Here is a 17,236-nt window from a genome sequence, read left to right on the forward strand (position 1 = left end):
CACCCGCGCGCGGGAGGAAGGTCTCAGACCTCGGTCAGCCGGACGGCGTCGGCGATGACCAGGCCGGCGGCGGAGCTCCACCGGCTGACCGCGACCCGGTTGGCGTCCCCGGCGGGCAGCGCGAACGTGCCCAGCGTGCGCCACTGCCCGCCGGTCGCCCGCTGGTCGACGACCACCGTCCGGTTGCCGGTGGTCGTGGCGACGATGTACGGCGTGGCCGCGTTGTAGCCCGCGTTGGCCGGCCACCATGCCTCGACCCGGTAGTTCCCGGTGCGGGGGACGTTGAACTTGTACCAGGCCGCGTCGCTCGCGGCGACCGGGTCCGCGTAGCGGTAGTCGGCGCCGTAGCGCTGCCCGGAGTACGTCGAGGTGCCCCAGCTGGCGCTCGCGGTGAACCGGCCCGCCGTGGCGTTGTCCACGATCGACGTCCAGCCGGTACCGCCACCGGCCATCTTGGCGGCCACGTCGGCGCGCATCGTGTTCAGGTCGATGAAGGACGGGTCGATCTTGCCGGTGGTGCTGGTCTCCCGGTGCCCCCGGGCGTAGCTGGAGTCCCGGCCGAGCCGCTTGAGCACGGCCGCGGTGGCGGCGATGCTGGCGTTGTACTGGGCGGTGGTCATCCGCTGGTCGACACCGTTGTAGTCGATCTCCCACCCGATCATCAGGGTGTTGCCGTCCCCGGCGGGGATCGGGCCGCTGCCGCCGCTGGTGCCGGCGTGGTTGCACCGGCCGGCGGAGATCACGTGGAACACGCCGTTGTAGTCCACGAGCGCCTGGCAGAGCGGGCCGGCCAGGTCGGAGCGGCCGTTGATGCAGATGTTGAGCGCCGGGTGCGGGTTGCTGGCGCTGGAGGTGGCAGCGGTGTGGTGCCAGAGCACGCCGATCGGGTCGAACGAGCCGGGGCGCATCCGGTTGAGCCAGTCGCCCTCGACCACCACCTGCACGCCGGCCGCGCGCAGCACGTCCACGAGCCAGGGAATGGTCGCCATCACTGCGCTCCGAGCAGGTCGGCGAGGCACTCGGCCTTCGGCGCCGCGTGCGCCGCGCCGGGGCGGACGGCCACGCCGAGGGCGGCGGCCACCAGGGCGGGTACGCCGAGCAGACCTCGGCGTCGCAGACGGGGGGATCGTGACGTGGGCATGGCGCTCCTCGGGTGACGGCGCTGCGCTGATCGACGGATGTGAGTGCGGGCACGCTATACCGCCGCCGGGCCCTCTGTCGATACCCTTCAATGATCGTTTCTGACGTGAAAACTTTCGCCAGACCGTCTGTCGTCATCCGTCGATGCGTGATAGAAATCCTGCCCAGGTCTCGCCGTCCGGCGAGGAACCCTTCACAGGAGAGGGCGCCGATGAGAGCGATCGCCACGGCCCTGACGCTTCTCGCCGTGCTCGCGGCCGTCCCGGCGCCGGCTTCGGCCGCCCCGGCCCGGGCCGCGACAACTGCCGCCGCCGAGCCACCGGCCACCATGGCCGCCGTCGGCCCGCAGCCCGGCACCTTCACCGGCAAGGGCTTCGACACCTGCACCGCGCCGTCGCAGGCCGCGATGGACACCTGGCTGGCCGCCTCGCCGTACCGCGCGGTCGGCGTCTACATCAGCGGCGGCAGCCGGACGTGTGCCCAGCCCAACCTCACCGCCACCTGGGTCGCCGACCAGACCCGCAAGGGCTGGCGGCTCATCCCCATCGAACTGGGCTACCAGGCGCCGTGCGGCACCCGTACGCCGAAGATGTCCGCCGACCCGGCGACCGCCCGCGGGCAGGGCAGGTCCGCGGCGGACAGCGCGGCCGGGGCGGCGCAGGCGCTCGGCATCAGCGCCGGCAGCACGCTCTACAACGACATCGAGCAGTACCCGTCGACCACCGCCTGCCGGGCCGCCGTGCTCTCCTTCCTCTCCGGCTGGGTCGAGCGCCTGCACACGCGCGGCTACCTCGCCGGCATGTACTCCAGCGGCTCGTCCGGGATCAGGGACGTCTGCGACGCCTACCACGACACCCGGTACCTGCGCCTGGACCAGATCTGGATCGCCTGGTGGAACGGCGTCGCGGACACCGACGGGGGCACGTACTGCGCCGACGACCGCTACGCCGACCAGCAGCGCCTGCACCAGTACGCGGGGGACGTCACCGAGACGTGGGGCGGCGTGACCATGAAGATCGACCGCAACTACCTGGACGTACGGGCCGGCACGCCGCCCGCCTCCTGGAGCGTGACGGTCGACAACACCACGGCGGGCGGGTTCACCGCCGGCGCGGCCTGGGGCACCTCCGCGTACTCCGGGCAGCGCTACGGCGCCGACTACCGCTTCGCCGCTCCGGTGGCGTCGAGCGACGTGGCCTGGTTCCAGGCCACCCTGCCGGCGACCGGCGCCTACGAGGTCTCGGTCTGGTACCCGGCCGATCCCGGCTACAACGACCGCACCCCGTACCTGGTGGCCACCACGACCGGCAACCGGTCGGTGGTGGTCGACCAGCGCACCGGCGGTGGACGCTGGGTGTCCCTCGGTGTGTTCACGCTCGCCGCCGGCACCGGGGACAAGGTCGGGGTGAGCCGCTGGAGCGCCGGCACCGGCTACGTGGTCGCCGACGCGGTACGCCTCACCCGGGTCTGAGCGCGCCGGTCCGTGGGCCGGTCCCGCCTCGGCGGGACCGGCCCACGGCGTCCGGCTCAGCTCAGGTGCGCCAGCAGCGCGGTGGCCATGCCCTGCTCACCGCGGGCGTTCGGGTGGAACGGCGCGGCCGGGCTCTGCGGCACCAGCCCCTCCACCCAGCGGGTGCCGCTGCTCTTGCACGCGTCCCGGCCGATCGAGGGCGTGTAGACGTCGGCGTAGCTCGCGCCCCCCGCCGCCGCGGTGTCGGCGAGCATCGTGTTGAGCGCCTTCTGGACGCCGCGCAGGTACGGCACGTCCTGGTAGGCGATCGGCACGACCGGCCAGCAGCCGTACCCGCTGTCGGGCAGGATCGCCGGATACCCGAGCACCACCACGCGCGCGTTCGGCGCGGCCTGACGGACCGCCCGCAGCACGGCCGCCACCTTGGGCGCGGTGGCGGCGATCCGGGCCCGCAACTGGTCCGTGCCGCCGGCGGTGAACCGGTTCTTGCAGGGCGACCCGAGCGGGCTGCTGACGCTCGCCTCGGCGCAGTCGCCGATGATGGAGGCGAATCCGATGTCGTTGCCGCCGATCTGCACCGTCACCAGCGCCGTGTTCGAGGTGACGGCGCTGACCTGCGGCGGCAGCGCGATGCCCAGCGCGCCGTCGCCGCCGGACAGGATGTCCTCGGTGGTGGCCCCGGAGCAGCTCACGTCGGCGAACGACGAGGAACCGGCGGACGCCGCGACCAGGGACGGGTAGTTGCGGCTGGAACGCAGGCAGTTCAGGTCGATCTGGGTGGGCACGAGCGGGGCGGAGGTGTAGGAGTCGCCGAGCGCGACGTAGCGCCCGGTGGGCGCGGCGGCGACGGCGGGCGCGGCGGCGGTGAGCAGCACGCCGGTGACGGCCGCGACGAGCGCGGTCATCCGGCCGGCGGTCCGCAGGAGCGGCAGGCGGGGACGGTTCATGGGGCCCTCCCGGAGGGGTCCTGGTGGTGGTGCTGGGATTCTGTCCGCGCCCGCGATGCACGTCAATATAGCCAGGCATCACTGTCTGTTGTCCCGGGATGTGGTCCGCCGCCGCCCGGCAGAGGGCTTGTTGCCCGTCGTGATGTTGCGTACGTCACACTTTTCCATGACGCCGGCATCGGGTAGGGGGCGCGCGCCGAGCGCTCGTTTCGTTGTGTCGCAAGGTTCCCAGGCCCGGTCGCCCCTGGTGGGCGGCCCGGTGCCGGATTCGCGTACGCACGCACCGGAGCGACCCCGGTACGGGTGGTGAAGGACCGATCGAATGTCGGCGATCCTGGATTTGCGGGCGTCATTACGCTGCGAAGTGGTTGATCGCCGGAACCACGGACGACAGGTGGAAGAACCTCAGATGAGTGACAATCACCCTCCCTACGGAGGCTATCCGGACCCGAACGCCGGAGCGTGGGGCAACCAGCCCGACCCGAACGCCCCGTACGGCGCCCAGCCGGCCTCCGGCGCGCCCTACGGATCGCCACCGGCTTCGGGTGCGCCCTACGGTGCCCAGCCCGCGTCGGGCGCCCCGTACGGTGCCCAGCCCGCGTCGGGCGCCCCGTACGGCGCGCAGCCGGCGTCGGGCGCCCCCTACGGCGCGCAGCCCGCGGCGCCCTACCCGGGTCAGCCGGGCTACGCCGGGCAGCCGTACGCGCCCACGCCGCCCCCGAGCGGCGGCAAGAGCAAGGGCCTCATCGTCGGCCTCGCGGCCGGCGCGGTCACCCTGACGCTGCTGTGCTGCGGCGGTGGCCTCGCCTACGTCGCCTTCAACGGCGACGACGACGACCCGAAGCCGGCCGCCTCGGGCAGCGCCACCCCCGGGCCGGACAGCAGCCCGTCCGCGACCCCCAGCGCGGACGCGCCGGAGTCGAGCGGACCGGACGGCCCCTCCAACAACAACTCGATCACCGCGCGGTACTCCAGCGAGATGTCGGCGGTCTGCGACGGGGGAGCGATCCTCAACGCCGCGCCGTACACCGCGCCCGCGGGCGCGAAGGCGTACGTCTTCTCCAACTCCCCGGACCGGCCGTCGGTCTGGTCGCAGAAGACGGTCAGCTCGGACAAGCCCTACTACGCCAAGTCGGCGGACTTCGCCACGGTGTCCGTCATCGGCTGCCTCAAGATGGTCGAGGGCAGCGAGGGCACGCCGAAGAAGTGCCAGTACAAGAACAGCGAGGACAAGGTCGTCACCATCGACTACATCTCCTCGCGGTACACCCTGACCTTCCACGCCGCCAAGACCGGTGAGAAGGTCGGTGACGGTGGCACGGTGGCGGCGCCGGCCGCCCGCTGCCCGAGCTTCATCTCCTACAACAAGTCGACGATGAAGTCGTACGCGTCGCCGGACAGCGGCACCATCGAGGCCGCGCTCGACCGCTTCCTGCGGTAACCGACGCCGGTGTGTGGAGCCGGCAGGCCGGGAGTTCCCGGCCTGCCGGCTTCGTCGTGTCGCGGCCCGGTCAGAAGTCGTCGTCGAAGGTGACGCTGCCGGTCACCCCGACCTGGTACGCCGACACCCGGCGCTCGAAGAAGTTGGACAGTTCCTGCACGTCCTGCAACTCCATGAACGCGAACGGGTTGCCGCTGCCGAACACCGGCGCGATGCCGAGCGCCGTCAGTCGCCGGTCGGCCACGTGCTGGAGGTACTCGCGCATGTCGGCGAGCGACATCCCGGGCACGCCCTGACCGAGCAGGTCCGCGGCGAAGCTCACCTCGCACTCCACCGCCTCGGCCAGCATCTCCTTCACCTGCCGCTCCATCTCGCCGTCGAACAGGTCCGGCTCCTCGGCGCGTACGGTCTCCACCACGTCGAACGCGAACGCCATGTGCATCGACTCGTCCCGGAACACCCAGTTGGTGCCGGAGGCCAGCCCGTTGAGCAGGCCCCGGGACCGTAGGAAGTAGACGTAGGCGAACGCGCCGTAGAAGAACAGGCCCTCGATGCAGGCGGCGAAGCAGATCAGGTTGAGCAGGAACGCCCGCCGGTCGTCGCGGGTCCGGAGTTCCCGCAGCTCGAAGATCGAGTCGATCCACCGGAAGCAGAACTCGGCCTTGCGGGCGATCGACGGGATGTTCTCCACCGCGGCGAACGCGGCGAACCGTTCCTTCTCGTCCGGCACGTACGTGTCCAGCAGGTTCAGGTAGAACTGGACGTGCACCGCCTCCTCGAACAGCTGCCGGGACAGGTAGAGCCGGCCCTCGGGGGAGTTGACGTGCTGGTAGAGGTTGAGCACCAGGTTGTTGGCGACGATGGTGTCGCCGGTGGCGAAGAACGCCACCAGCCGCGACACCAGGTGCCGTTCGGCCGCCGACAGCTTCGCCAGGTCGGCGAGGTCCGCGTGCAGGTCCACCTCCTCGACCGTCCAGGTGTTCTTGATGGCGTCCTTGAACCGGTCGAAGAAGCGCGGGTAGCGCATCGGCCGCAGGGTCAGGTCCATGCCGGGGTCGAGCAGCGTGTGCCGGGTCGGCGCGGTGGTGGTCACTGGCATGCCTCGCAGCTCTCGGGGTTCTCCAGGGAACAGGCCAGCGCCTCGTCGTCGCTCACGGCGGAGACCACGCCGGAGACCGGGGCGAGCACCGGCGCGACGGTGGCCTGCTGGATGCGGGTGGCGGGACGGGAACGCAGGTAGTAGGTGGTCTTCAGCCCGGCCTTCCAGGCGTACAGGTACATCGAGGAGAGCTTGCCGATGGTCGGCGCGCTCAGGAACAGGTTCAGCGACTGGGACTGGTCGACGAAGGGCGCCCGCGCGGCGGCCAGGTCGATCAGCGCCCGCTGCGGCAGCTCCCAGGCGGTGCGGAACAGCTCCCGCACCGGCGCGGGCAGCTCGGTGATGTCCTGCACCGAGCCCTCGGCCCGCTTGATCCGGTCGCGGACCTGCGGCGTCCACAGCCCGCGGGCCTTCAGCTCCCGCACCAGGTACGTGTTGACCTGGAGGAACTCCCCGGACATGGTCTCGCGCTTGAACAGGTTGGACACCTGCGGCTCGACGCACTCGTAGCAGCCGGCGATGGAGGCGATGGTGGCGGTCGGCGCGATCGCCACCAGCAGCGAGTTGCGCAGCCCGTGCGCGGCGATCCGCTCGCGCAGCGCCGCCCACCGCTGCGTCTGCGCCGGCTCCGCGCCCCACAGGTCCGGGTGCAGGTCACCCTTGGCGGCCCGGGTCTGCGGGTACGCCGGATGCGGACCGAACCGCTCGGCCAGCTCGGCGGAGGTCTCCAGCGCGGTCAGCAGGATCTCCTCCTGCACCCGGGTGGACAGCTCCTTGGCCCGCGCCGAGTCGAACGGCAGGCGCAGCGTGAAGAACGCGTCCTGCAACCCCATCAGGCCGAGCCCGACCGGCCGCCAGCGCGGGTTCGACGCCGCCGCCTGCTCGGCCGGGTAGTAGTTGATGTCGATCACCCGGTCGAGGAAGACCACAGCCGTGCGTACGGTGGCGCGCAGCCGCTCCCAGGCCACGCCGTCGGCGGTGACGTGGGCACCGAGGTTCACCGAGCCGAGGTTGCACACGGCGGTCTCGGCGTCGTCGTTCACCTCCAGGATCTCGGTGCACAGGTTGGACAGGTGGATGACGTTGCCCGGCTCGCCGGTCTGGTTGGACAGCCGGTTGGCGGCGTCCTTGAACGTCATCCAGCCGTTTCCGGTCTGCGCGAGCGTGCGCATCATCCGCCCGTACAGGTCCCGGGCCTTCACCGTGCGCACCGCGTTCTTCTCGGCTGCCCGGTACGCGGCGTCGAACGCCTCGCCGTACAGGTCGGGCAGCTCCGGGGCGTCCGACGGGTCGACCAGCGACCACTCGCAGTCGGCCTCGACCCGGCGCATGAACTCGTCCGGGATCCAGTTGGCCAGGTTGAGGTTGTGCGTACGCCGGGACTCCTCGCCGGTGTTGTCCCGCAGCTCCAGGAACTCCTCCACGTCCGGGTGCCACGGCTCCAGGTAGACGCAGGCCGCGCCCTTGCGCCGGCCGCCCTGGTTGACCGCCGCCACCCCGGCGTCGAGCGTCTTGAGGAACGGCACGATGCCGTTGGACCGGCCGTTGGTGCCCCGGATGAGCGCGCCCCGGCCACGCACCCGTGACCAGGAGATGCCGATGCCGCCGGAGAACTTCGACAGCTTCGCCACCTGGTGGTACCGCTCGTAGATGGAGTCCAGCTCGTCGCGCGGCGAGTCGACCAGGAAGCACGACGACATCTGGGTGTGCCGGGTGCCGGAGTTGAACAGCGTGGGGGAGCTGGGCAGGTAGGCGAGGCTGGACATCAGCCGGTAGAAGCCGGCCGCCTCGCCCGGGGTGCGGGACAGCCCGCAGGCCACCCGCAGCAGCCAGTACTGCGGCGTCTCCACCACCAGCCGCGACTGCGGGTGCCGCAGCAGGTAGCGGTCCGCGACAGTGCGCAGTCCGAAGTACTCGAACCGCCTGTCGCCGTCCGGGTCCACGGCGCCGTCCAGCTTGCGGGCGTGCCGGGCCACGAACGCGGCCGTCTCGTCGCCGATCAGCCCCAGCCCGTGCGCGTACGCGATCGACTGGCTGAAGCTCGCCACGCCCTGACCGCGAACCTCCTTGTCCACGTACGCGGCCAGCAGCCGCGCCGCCAGCTTCGAGTACTGCGGCTCCTCGCCGACCAGCTCCGCCGCGGTCTGGATCGACAACCGGTCCAGCTCGGCGGTGGTCGCCCCGTCGTAGAGCCCGCTCATCGTCTTCGTGGCCACCCGCAGCGGGTCCACCTCGTCCAGGTCGGCGACCCAGCGTTCGACCGCCCGGACGATCTTGTTGACGTCCACCGGCTCGGTGTCGCCGTCCCGCTTGCGTACCCGCATCGCCGGCCGGCGGGCCTCGGATCCGCCGGTCCCGGACGGGGGACTCTCCTGTACGACAGTCATGACCTCTCCTCGCTGTCACCGTCTGGAGACGGCGGGAGACGCCAACGGGCGCGGCACGGCCGGCCCGGCTGCTGGCGTCGGTCGTCCCGCGCGACCTCCGACCGCCGTACGCGAAGGCGCACGGCGCGCTGGCAGGTCTTCGGACTCGCGGGCCCGACCGGGGTCGCCGGTCGCCTACTGGCCGTCGCTTCCCAGGCCGGTGGCCCAGTGCTGTTGACGGCTGTCGTTCCCACTCACCGCTGCGGGGCAGTCCCGGACTTCCACCGGGTTCCCTCTTGCCTCGGACGGACCAGTGAAGGCCCGGCCGAACCAGCTGCGAGGAACACCATATATGGCGGTGAGGGCTTCTTTGCAACACCAGATGTCGTGTCGGCGTGTCGGATCGATCTGACCGTCCACAGTGTCCACCCCCGATTCCGGCCCCACGCGGCGGGCGCGATACTCGGCGGTATGGGGAAAACCGGACGCCGCTGGGCGTGGGTGGCGGTCCTGCTCGTCGGCGTCGGGCTCCACCTGCTGGTGCTGGAGACACTCGCCGGCACCGGAGCCGTCACGTTCGTGCCGGCGCTGATCGTGCTGGGCGCGTCCGTCGCGCCCGCCACGTTCCTGGCCTTCGCCCAGGGGCGCCCGGCTCGCCGCCCGGTCCCCGGCTCCGTCGTCGGCGTCGCCGCGCTCCTCGGCGGCGTGATCGGCGTGGTCGCCGCCGGCTGGCTGGAGTACGGCACGCTGCACCGCCTCGGCGTCCTGCCGATGGCGCTCGTCGCGCTGGCCGAGGAGACCGCCAAGCTGATCGTGCCGGCCGGCCTCCTGCTGCTGTGGCGGCGACACCCGTCCCCGGCGCAGGGGCTGGTGATCGGCGTGGCCTCCGGCGCCGGGTTCGCCGCGCTGGAGACCATGGGCTACGCGTTCACCGCGTTCGTCGGGTCGCAGGGCAGCCTCGGCGCGGTCGAGCAGACGCTGCTCGTACGCGGCCTCACCGCGCCCGCCGCGCACCTGGCCTGGACGGGGCTGACCGCCGCCGCGCTGTTCCCGTTCGCCGCCGCGCCCGGTGGCCGGAAGCTGGCGGCGTTCCTGCTCACCTTCGCCGCCGCCGTCACGCTGCACACCTGCTGGGACACGTTCGGCACCCAGCCCGCGTACGTGTTCATCGGTGGCGTGTCACTGGCCTGGGTGCTGCTGCGCCTGCACCTGGACCGCGAGCGGCCGGCCGCATCCGGGACGCCGGCCGCGCCGGCACCCCGGGAGCCCGCGGCGCACCCCGGCTGAGCCGGGACGCCCGGCCCGCCCGTCAGCCGGCGGCCAGCCGGACGCCGAGTGCGACGAAGGCGACCGCGCAGAGCCGGTCGACGCGCCGTGACCAGCGGCTGTCACCCCACCGGCCGGTCGCGGGCGGCAACGCGTTGCGGCTGCTGGGCCGCGGCTGAGGCGCCGGTCAGGACGTCGTCGCTCCGGTCGCTGCGGCGGTCAGCGGCGCCGCCCCGAACGACACCGCGAACCGCTTGCACCAGATCGACACGCTGCGCAAACCGTCCAGGTCCACCGACGCGGGGATGTCGTACGCCTGATCGCCGATGTTGCCCTTGAGCCGGCCCAGTTCGACCCAGCGGCCGTCGTCGAACACCCGCCAGCCCGCCCGGCCGGACTGCACCTTCCGGTCGGTGAGCCAGACCCGCAGGTCGGGTCCGTCCGAGGTGTCCAGTCCGCGCAGGAGCAGCTGACGGCGGCCGTCGGCGAGGCGGACGAACTGCGCCCGGCCGGATGTGTCGTGCTCGTGGGTGACGAAGTCACCGGCGGCGAGCACCACGTCGGCGGGCGCGGCGCCGGTCGGCGACGGGCCGGCCGTGCCGGAAGCCGGCGGGCCGGTGGTGCCGGCCGGCTGCGGCTCCGCCACAGTGGGCAGCGTCTCGCGTACCTCGCGGTCGGTCGCCAGCCGCCACGGCTGGAACAGGTACAGGCTCACCCCGAGACCGGTGACGGCCACGACGGCCAGCACCGACAGCACCACACGTCTTCTGCCCATGCCGTGACGCTAGGCGCGTACCCGGGGGAAAGATCTTTCCGTCCGCTTACGGCTCGGCGCCGGGCCGCCGCACCTGGACGCCGATGGGTAGCGTCTGGCCCATGGGTCGCTACGTGCTCGTCGTCGACGACGACCGGACGGTCAGCGACGTCGTCCGGCGCTACCTGGAACAGGACGGCTGCCGGGTCCGGCTGTCCTTCGACGGGCCGGACGCGCTCGCCGCGGCCGAGGAGGAGCCGCCCGACCTGGTGGTCCTCGACCTGATGATGCCGGGCCTCGACGGCATCGAGGTGTGCCGGCGGTTGCGCCGCCGGCTTCCCGGCCTGCCCGTCGTCATGCTCACCGCGCTCGGGGACGAGGCCGACCGGGTCGCCGGGCTGGAGGTCGGCGCGGACGACTACGTGACCAAGCCGTTCTCGCCGCGCGAGCTGGTGCTGCGCATCAGGTCGGTGCTCCGGCGCGCGGCCCCGCAGGAACGGGAGCGGTCGGGGGTGCTGCGCGACGGCGACCTCACCGCGGACACCGACCGGCGGGTCGCCGAGCGCGGCGGGCAGCCGCTGGCGCTCACCGTACGGGAGTTCGACCTGCTCGCCTTCCTGCTGGCGAACCCGGGACGGGCCTGGTCGCGGGCCGAGTTGCTGGACCGCGTGTGGGGCTGGCGGTTCGGTGACCAGTCCACTGTCACAGTCCACGTCCGGCGGCTGCGGGAGAAGATCGAGGACCGGGCCGCGCAGCCCCGCCGCATCGTCACCGTGTGGGGCGTCGGCTACCGGTACGAGCCGCAGGACGCCCTCCGGTGAACGAGCTGCTGATCATCGGGTTCTACGCCCTCCTCGCCGGAGCGCTCGTCGGCGCGCTCGGCGCCGGCGCGCTGCGGCTGGTGCGCCACCGGTCGATCCTCGCGCACATCGCGGTGCTGCTCGCGGTCACCATCGCCTCGGTGACCGCGGGCGTCACCGCCGTCGCCCAGGCCATGTTCCTGTCCGCGCACGACCTCCAGGTCGTCCTCGTGACGGTCGCGGCGTCGGCGGCGGTCAGCCTGGCCGTCGGGGTGGCATTCGCCCGCCGGCTGGCGCAGGCCGCGGTCTGGGCCGACCAGGCCCGGCAGCGGGAGCGGCAGCTGGAGGCCGGCCGCCGCGAGCTCGTCGCCTGGGTCTCGCACGATCTGCGTACGCCGCTGGCGGGACTGCGGGCGATGGCGGAGGCGCTGGAGGACCGGGTGGTCGACGAGCCGGCGGCGGTGGCCGAGTACCACCACCGGATCCGGGTCGAGACGGACCGGATGACGCGCCTGGTGGACGACCTGTTCGAGCTGTCCCGGATCAACGCCGGAGCGCTGCGGCCCGCGCTGTCCCCGGTGCCGCTCGGCGATGTGGTCTCCGACGCGATCGCCGCCACCGCGCCGCTGGCCGCCGACCGGCGGGTCCGGGTGCTCGCCCCCGAGGCTGGCTGGCCGACGGTCCGGGCCGCCGAGGCCGAACTCGCCCGCGTCGTGACGAACCTGCTGGTCAACTCGGTGCGGTACACGCCGCCGGACGGCACGGTGCGTGTCGACGCCGGCCGGGAGGCCGACGACGCGTGGCTCGCCGTCTCCGACACCTGCGGCGGCATCCCCGAGGCGGACCTGCCGCGGGTGTTCGACGTGGCGTTCCGGGGAACCCGGGCCCGTACCCCGGCGCCGGCCGGCGACGACGAGGCGGCGCCGGCCGGTGGCGGGCTGGGCCTGGCGATCGTGCGTGGCCTGGTCGAGGCGCACGGTGGGCGGGTGCACGCGCACAACGTCACCGGCGGGTGCCGGTTCGTCGTCCGCCTTCCAGCCGCCTGACCGGGCCGGGCGGGTCAGACGGCGGCCGGGGGACCGGTCTCCGTCAGGCGCCCGCCGGCCAGGCGCAGCCAGCGGCCGACGTCGATCGCGGCGAGGAACCGCGCGTCGTGGCTGACCACCAGCAGCGCGCCCCGGTAGGCGTGGAGCGCGCTCTCCAACTGGCCGACGCTGACCAGGTCGAGGTTGTTCGTCGGCTCGTCGAGCAGGAGGAGCTGCGGCGCCGGTTCGGCGCCCAGCACGCACGCCAGGGTGGCGCGCAGCCGCTCACCGCCGGAGAGCACCCCGACCGGAAGGTGCGCTCGCGGGCCGCGGAACAGGAAGTGGGCGAGCAGGTTCATCCGCTGCGCGTCCGGTGCCTGCGGCGCGAACGCGGCGAGGTTCTCCGCCACGGTCCGGTCCAGGTCGAGTAGGTCCAGGCGCTGCGACAGGTACGCGATCCGGCCCTCGGCGCGCGTGATCCGGCCGTCCTCCGGTTCCAGGTCGCCGTCGATCAGGCGCAGCAGCGTGGACTTGCCCGCGCCGTTGGCGCCGAGCAGGGCGATCCGCTCCGGGCCCCGGATCGTCAGGTCGACACCGTCGGCGGCGAACAGCGGGCGGTCGCCGTGCCGCACCCGCACACCCTCGACGGTGAGCAGCGTGCGCCCGGCCGGCACGGTGGTGGCGGGCAACTCCACGGTTATCGTCCGCTCGTTGCGCAGCGCCCGCTCGGCCTCGTCCAGCCGCGCCCGGGCGTCGTCGACCCGGCCGGAGTGCATCTCGTTCGCCTTGCCCGCGGCCACCTGCGCGTCCCGCTTCATGCCACCGGCGACGATCCTCGGCAGGCCCGCGTTCTTCAGGTTGCGGGCCGCGTTCCCGGCCCGCCGGGCAGCCCGCTCGCGGGCCTCCTGCAACTCCCGCTTCTCGCGCTTGAGCTCCTGCTCGGCGCTGCGGACGTTCTTCTCCGCCACCTCCTGCGCGGCCCGCACGGCCGCCTCGTACGAGGTGAAGTTCCCGCCGTGGAGGCGCAGCTCACCGCGGTCGAGTTCGGCGATGCGGTCCATCCGGTCGAGCAGCGCCCGGTCGTGGCTGACCAGCAGCAGGCAGCCGTGCCACTGCTCCAGCACGTCGTGCAGCCGGTGCCGGGCGTCGAGGTCGAGGTTGTTTGTGGGTTCGTCCAGCAGCAGCACGTCGGGCTGCTTGAGCAGTTGCGCCGCCAGGCCGAGGGAGACCACCTGACCACCGCTGAGCGTGCCCAGGGGCCGGTCGAGGGCCAGGCCGCCGAGGCCGAGCCGGTCGAGTTGCGCGCGGGTGCGCTCCTCGATGTCCCAGTCGGCGCCGATCGTGGTGAAGTGCCTCTCGTCGGCGTCGCCGGCCTCGATGGCGTGCAGCGCCGCGATCAGCGGGGCGATCTCCAGCACCTCGGCCACGGTGAGGTCGGCGGCCAGCGGCAGGCTCTGCGGGAGGTAGCCCAGGACGCCGTCGACGGTCACCGACCCGGCTGCCGGGCGGTACTCGCCGGCGATCAGCCGGAGCAGCGTGCTCTTGCCGGCGCCGTTCGGCGCGACCAGGCCGGTCCGGCCGCCGCCGAGGGTGAAGGAGAGGTTCTGGAAGACCGGTGTGTCGTCCGGCCAGGAGAAGGTCAGGTTCGAGCAGACGACAAAGGAGTCGGACATCGGGAGACGACCTCGACGTACGGGCGGGCGGACCGGATCCGCCCGGCGGGGGACATGGTCACGAGGGAACGACGGGACGACCACGGCGCTCGCCTGCGGTCGGTCACGTCTCCGGGCTCACCCGGAGATGTCGTCGTCACCCGCCATGTCTGCTCTCCCTGTGCGGTCTGCGCGTCTCCGCTGCGGTCTGCGTCTCCGCTGTGCGGTCTGCGCTCGGATCGGCCGGGTTCACGGTAGCACCGGCCGTGCCCGCAGGCGGGTACGGCCCGTCGTCCGGCGGTGCCGGCGACGGCGTGACCTGCGTTACCTATCGTCGAGGCGGGAATGTGATCACCGGAGGCGCATTTGAATCAGGATGTGAGTGCCGCACCCTCTTCCGCCCGGGCGCAAGCCGACCGGGCGGAGATCCCCCAGACGACCGATGCCACCCCGACGTCCACACCGGGCGACCTGATGAGCCGCCGCCAGCGGCTCAAGCTCGTGCTGGTCCTCGGCTCGCTGATCGCTGTGGGTCCGCTGACGATCGACATGTACCTGCCCGCGCTGCCCGCCATCGTCACGGACTTCGCGACCACGTCGGCGGCGGTCCAGTTGACGCTCACCGGCACGCTCGCCGGGCTGGCCGTCGGGCAGTTGCTGATCGGCCCGCTGTCGGACGCGGTCGGGCGGCGCCGCCCGCTGATCGCCGGCCTCCTGCTGCACATCGTGGCGTCGGCGCTGTGCGTCGTCGCCCCGAACATCGCCGTCCTCGGCGTCCTGCGCGTCGTACAGGGTCTCGGTGTGGCCGCGACGGCCGTGGTGGCGATGGCGGTGGTGCGTGACCTGTTCAGCGGGACGGCGTTCGCCACCATGCTGTCCCGGCTGCTGCTGGTGATGGGCGCCGCGCCGGTCCTCGCCCCGACGCTCGGCGGCGGCGTGCTGCGGTGGACGGACTGGCGTGGCGTCTTCGTGGTCCTGGCCGTCTTCGGGGTGCTGCTCGTGGTGCTGGCCACGACCGCCCTGCCCGAGACGCTGCCGCCCGAGCGCCGCCAACGCGGTGGAGTCGTCGCGACCGTGATGACGTACGGCGGGCTGCTGCGGGACCGGGTCTTCGTCGGTCTGGTGCTGGTCGCCGGGCTGGCCATGGCGGCGCTGTTCGCGTACGTCGCGGGGTCGTCGTTCGTGCTGCAGGACGGGTACGGGCTCGACGAGCAGCAGTTCGGCCTGGCGTTCGGCGCGGGCGCGGTGGGCCTGATCGGCGCCACCCAGTACAACGTGCGGCTGCTGCGCCGCTATCCGTCGCAGTGGATCCTGCTGACCTCACTGGTGGCGGGCACGGTGGCCGGGCTCGCCCTGGTGGTGTTCGCCGCGACCGGCTTCGGCGGGCTGCCCGCCCTGCTGGGGTCGCTGTGGCTGGTGCTGGCGGCGGCGGGCCTGGCCATGCCGAACGCCCCGGCGCTGGCCCTGTCCCGCCACGGCGAGGCGGCCGGCACGGCGTCCGCCCTGCTCGGTGCCGTGCAGTTCGGCGTGGGCGCGGTGGCGGCGCCGCTGGTGGGTGTGCTCGGCACCGGCGCGGTGGCGATGGCCCTGGTGGTGGCCGGCGGAATGGTGGCGGCGTTGGTGGTGCTGCTGGTCGTCGTCCGGCCGTCCCGGCTCGCCGGACTGGAGGCGGCGCCGACGGTGGCTGTCGCGCACTGACCGGGCCGCCCGGATCGCGCCGGGTGCGCGTAGTGCCTACGCTGCTGCCATGAGCGCCCCGGCCCGCATCCTGGTCGAGGGGATCCACGGCTCCGGCAAGTCGACGCTCGCCGCGCATCTGGCGCAGCGGTTCGGCCTGCCCTGGTTTCCGGTCGACGACCTGCTGTGGGAGCCCGGCTGGGTCGAGGTGCCGGTGGCCGAGCAGCGACGCCGGATCGAGGCGATCTGCCGGGGCGACAGGTGGATTCTCGACGGCGCGTACCACGGGTGGCGGGACGTGGTCCTCGGTCGCGCCGACCTGGTGATCGGCCTGGACTATCCGCGTGGGGTCTCGTTCCGGCGGCTGGTGCGGCGGACGCTGCGGCGGCTGGCCGGCGGTGAACTGATCTGCAACGGCAACCGGGAGACGCTGCGCAGCGTGCTGTCCCGGGACTCGGTGCTGGTGTGGCACCTGACCGGGTTCGGCCGGGCGCGGCGGCGGATGCGGGCCTGGCAGGCCGACCCGTCCGGGCCGCCGGTGCTGCTGTTCGACGACCCGGGCGCCCTCGACGGCTGGCTGGCCCGGGGAGCGCCGACAGGACCGCACGCGCCGCGGGCCGGCGCCTAGTGCCGGGGAGACATCGGGAAGCGGCCCCGGCGCCACTGCCAGTGGCGGCCGGCCCGCAGGTGGTCGATCACCGCGCGTTGCAGCGCGGTGCGGCGCGGCAGCCGGTCCAGTGGCGTGTTCAGGGTGCGGAACACGAACCGCAGCACCTCGACGTCGCCGTCCAGCCCGGGCTGCTCCTGGTAGGGCTCCAGGGTGAACCGCTGCTGGAAGCGGACGATGTTGGAGTCCTCCGGCAGATATTCGCGCAGTTGCGGGTCGAGCAGCCAGGAGCCGCAGGCGAAGGCGGTGTAGCGCTCGTCGGGGAAGTGGCGCGGAAAGAACCCCCGGGCCCGCGAAAGCGACGCGTCGACCGCCTCCGGGGTCAGCGGTCCCGAGTCCGGGATGTGCAGGTCGATCGCCTCGGCGTCGCCGCGCTGGTGCTGGAGCCGGCCCATCTCGTAGAGGCCGCCGCGCGCGTGCAGCGTCAGCCAGCACTGCATGACCGGCCAGCCCTCACCGTTCATCCGCCGATCGACGGTGAGGTTCCTGCCCAGGTCGGCGAGCGTCGTCCAGGACACCTCGTCGGAAACGCCGTGGTCGCTGTGGTAGGCCCGGACGACGTCGACCAGTGCGAGGTACGCGTAGGCGTACAGGTGCCGCCAGGCCGGGCCCCGCTCGCGGGGCAGCGCCGGGCCCGGTGGCAGCCAGGCGAAGCCGCCGAGGTCGGCGCGGACCAGTGCGGTCGAGCGGTCGAGCAGCCAGCGCAGCTCCGGCGTCCACAGTGGCGATCCGGGCTCCGGCCAGCCCGCCAGGATCTCGGCGGCGTCGTCGGGACGGACCGCGAGCCGGTCCAGCAGCGCGGGCGCGTCCACCCGGGCGGGCAGCGGTGCGGAGGGCAGGTCGCCGGCGAGCCGGCGCACCCGGTCGATCTCCTCGGCGAGCACGCCGAGCCGGCCGGCGACGTCGTCGACATCCATGGCGACGACGCTAC

General features: G+C 73.0%; 15 protein-coding genes and 1 riboswitch. Of the genes, 7 read left to right on the forward strand and 8 right to left on the reverse strand.

What is annotated here, in order from left to right; all coding sequences use genetic code 11:
* Nucleotides 1-23: 23 nt before the first annotated feature.
* Both ACFYO8_RS26565 and ACFYO8_RS26570 read right to left on the reverse strand, forming a co-directional pair.
* Nucleotides 24-989, reverse strand: coding sequence for an N-acetylmuramoyl-L-alanine amidase (locus ACFYO8_RS26565; RefSeq protein WP_354872977.1), 966 nt, complete (start codon nucleotides 987-989; stop codon nucleotides 24-26).
* Nucleotides 989-1,141: a hypothetical protein gene (locus tag ACFYO8_RS26570; protein WP_354872980.1), complete on the reverse strand. Its 153-nt coding sequence runs from the start codon at nucleotides 1,139-1,141 to the stop codon at nucleotides 989-991. The genes ACFYO8_RS26565 and ACFYO8_RS26570 overlap by 1 nt, the downstream gene beginning before the upstream one ends.
* Nucleotides 1,142-1,351: 210 nt before the next feature.
* On the opposite strand from ACFYO8_RS26570, the gene ACFYO8_RS26575 reads away from it, so the two are divergent.
* Nucleotides 1,352-2,611 (forward strand): glycoside hydrolase domain-containing protein, encoded by a 1,260-nt coding sequence (locus ACFYO8_RS26575; RefSeq protein WP_387257699.1) that lies wholly within the window; start codon nucleotides 1,352-1,354, stop codon nucleotides 2,609-2,611.
* A 56-nt stretch (nucleotides 2,612-2,667) separates the two neighbouring features.
* On the opposite strand, the gene ACFYO8_RS26580 is transcribed toward ACFYO8_RS26575, so the two are convergent.
* The gene (locus ACFYO8_RS26580; RefSeq protein WP_387257700.1) at nucleotides 2,668-3,558 is read right to left on the reverse strand and encodes an SGNH/GDSL hydrolase family protein; all 891 of its coding nucleotides are present in this window, start codon (nucleotides 3,556-3,558) and stop codon (nucleotides 2,668-2,670) included.
* 409 nt (nucleotides 3,559-3,967) lie between these two features.
* On the opposite strand from ACFYO8_RS26580, the gene ACFYO8_RS26585 reads away from it, so the two are divergent.
* The gene (locus ACFYO8_RS26585) at nucleotides 3,968-4,999 is read left to right on the forward strand and encodes a hypothetical protein (RefSeq protein WP_387257702.1); all 1,032 of its coding nucleotides are present in this window, start codon (nucleotides 3,968-3,970) and stop codon (nucleotides 4,997-4,999) included.
* A gap of 70 nt (nucleotides 5,000-5,069) precedes the next feature.
* Here ACFYO8_RS26585 and ACFYO8_RS26590 read toward each other — a convergent pair whose 3' ends face one another.
* Nucleotides 5,070-6,098 carry a ribonucleotide-diphosphate reductase subunit beta gene (locus ACFYO8_RS26590; RefSeq protein WP_355097270.1) on the reverse strand — a complete coding sequence of 343 codons (1,029 nt, stop codon included), beginning with the start codon at nucleotides 6,096-6,098 and terminating at the stop codon, nucleotides 5,070-5,072.
* Complete coding sequence (locus ACFYO8_RS26595) at nucleotides 6,089-8,485, reverse strand: ribonucleoside-diphosphate reductase subunit alpha (RefSeq protein ID WP_387188565.1); 2,397 nt, start codon at nucleotides 8,483-8,485, stop codon at nucleotides 6,089-6,091. The genes ACFYO8_RS26590 and ACFYO8_RS26595 overlap by 10 nt, the downstream gene beginning before the upstream one ends.
* A 112-nt stretch (nucleotides 8,486-8,597) precedes the next feature.
* A riboswitch (cobalamin riboswitch) is annotated at nucleotides 8,598-8,814 on the reverse strand.
* Nucleotides 8,815-8,935: 121 nt separating this feature from the next.
* Between ACFYO8_RS26595 and ACFYO8_RS26600 the strand changes: the two genes are divergently transcribed.
* Nucleotides 8,936-9,751, forward strand: a complete 816-nt coding sequence (locus ACFYO8_RS26600) for a PrsW family glutamic-type intramembrane protease (protein ID WP_355047379.1) — start codon at nucleotides 8,936-8,938, stop codon at nucleotides 9,749-9,751.
* Nucleotides 9,752-9,917: 166 nt separating this feature from the next.
* Here the strand turns inward: ACFYO8_RS26600 and ACFYO8_RS26605 are convergent, their stop codons facing one another.
* Nucleotides 9,918-10,505 carry a DM13 domain-containing protein gene (locus ACFYO8_RS26605; protein ID WP_354872995.1) on the reverse strand — a complete coding sequence of 196 codons (588 nt, stop codon included), beginning with the start codon at nucleotides 10,503-10,505 and terminating at the stop codon, nucleotides 9,918-9,920.
* A gap of 101 nt (nucleotides 10,506-10,606) precedes the next feature.
* Between ACFYO8_RS26605 and ACFYO8_RS26610 the strand changes: the two genes are divergently transcribed.
* Together ACFYO8_RS26610 and ACFYO8_RS26615 are read left to right on the forward strand one after the other, a co-directional pair.
* The gene (locus tag ACFYO8_RS26610) at nucleotides 10,607-11,305 is read left to right on the forward strand and encodes a response regulator transcription factor (protein ID WP_354872998.1); all 699 of its coding nucleotides are present in this window, start codon (nucleotides 10,607-10,609) and stop codon (nucleotides 11,303-11,305) included.
* Nucleotides 11,302-12,330 carry a HAMP domain-containing sensor histidine kinase gene (locus ACFYO8_RS26615; protein ID WP_354873001.1) on the forward strand — a complete coding sequence of 343 codons (1,029 nt, stop codon included), beginning with the start codon at nucleotides 11,302-11,304 and terminating at the stop codon, nucleotides 12,328-12,330. The genes ACFYO8_RS26610 and ACFYO8_RS26615 overlap by 4 nt, the downstream gene beginning before the upstream one ends.
* A gap of 14 nt (nucleotides 12,331-12,344) precedes the next feature.
* On the opposite strand, the gene ACFYO8_RS26620 is transcribed toward ACFYO8_RS26615, so the two are convergent.
* Nucleotides 12,345-13,982 (reverse strand): ABC-F family ATP-binding cassette domain-containing protein, encoded by a 1,638-nt coding sequence (locus ACFYO8_RS26620; RefSeq protein WP_354873003.1) that lies wholly within the window; start codon nucleotides 13,980-13,982, stop codon nucleotides 12,345-12,347.
* 453 nt (nucleotides 13,983-14,435) lie between these two features.
* On the opposite strand from ACFYO8_RS26620, the gene ACFYO8_RS26625 reads away from it, so the two are divergent.
* Both ACFYO8_RS26625 and ACFYO8_RS26630 read left to right on the forward strand, forming a co-directional pair.
* Nucleotides 14,436-15,659: a multidrug effflux MFS transporter gene (locus tag ACFYO8_RS26625; protein WP_354873006.1), complete on the forward strand. Its 1,224-nt coding sequence runs from the start codon at nucleotides 14,436-14,438 to the stop codon at nucleotides 15,657-15,659.
* Between the two features lie 49 nt (nucleotides 15,660-15,708).
* On the forward strand, nucleotides 15,709-16,266 hold the full coding sequence (locus ACFYO8_RS26630) for an adenylate kinase (protein WP_354873009.1): 558 nt from the start codon (nucleotides 15,709-15,711) through the stop codon (nucleotides 16,264-16,266).
* On the opposite strand, the gene ACFYO8_RS26635 is transcribed toward ACFYO8_RS26630, so the two are convergent.
* Entirely contained in the window at nucleotides 16,263-17,222 is a 960-nt protein-coding gene (locus ACFYO8_RS26635) for an acyltransferase domain-containing protein (protein WP_354873012.1), read from the reverse strand. The genes ACFYO8_RS26630 and ACFYO8_RS26635 overlap by 4 nt on opposite strands.
* Nucleotides 17,223-17,236 lie beyond the last annotated feature (14 nt).

It is taken from the genome of Micromonospora sp. NPDC005257, from assembly GCF_042872445.1.
Lineage (GTDB): Bacteria > Actinomycetota > Actinomycetes > Mycobacteriales > Micromonosporaceae > Micromonospora.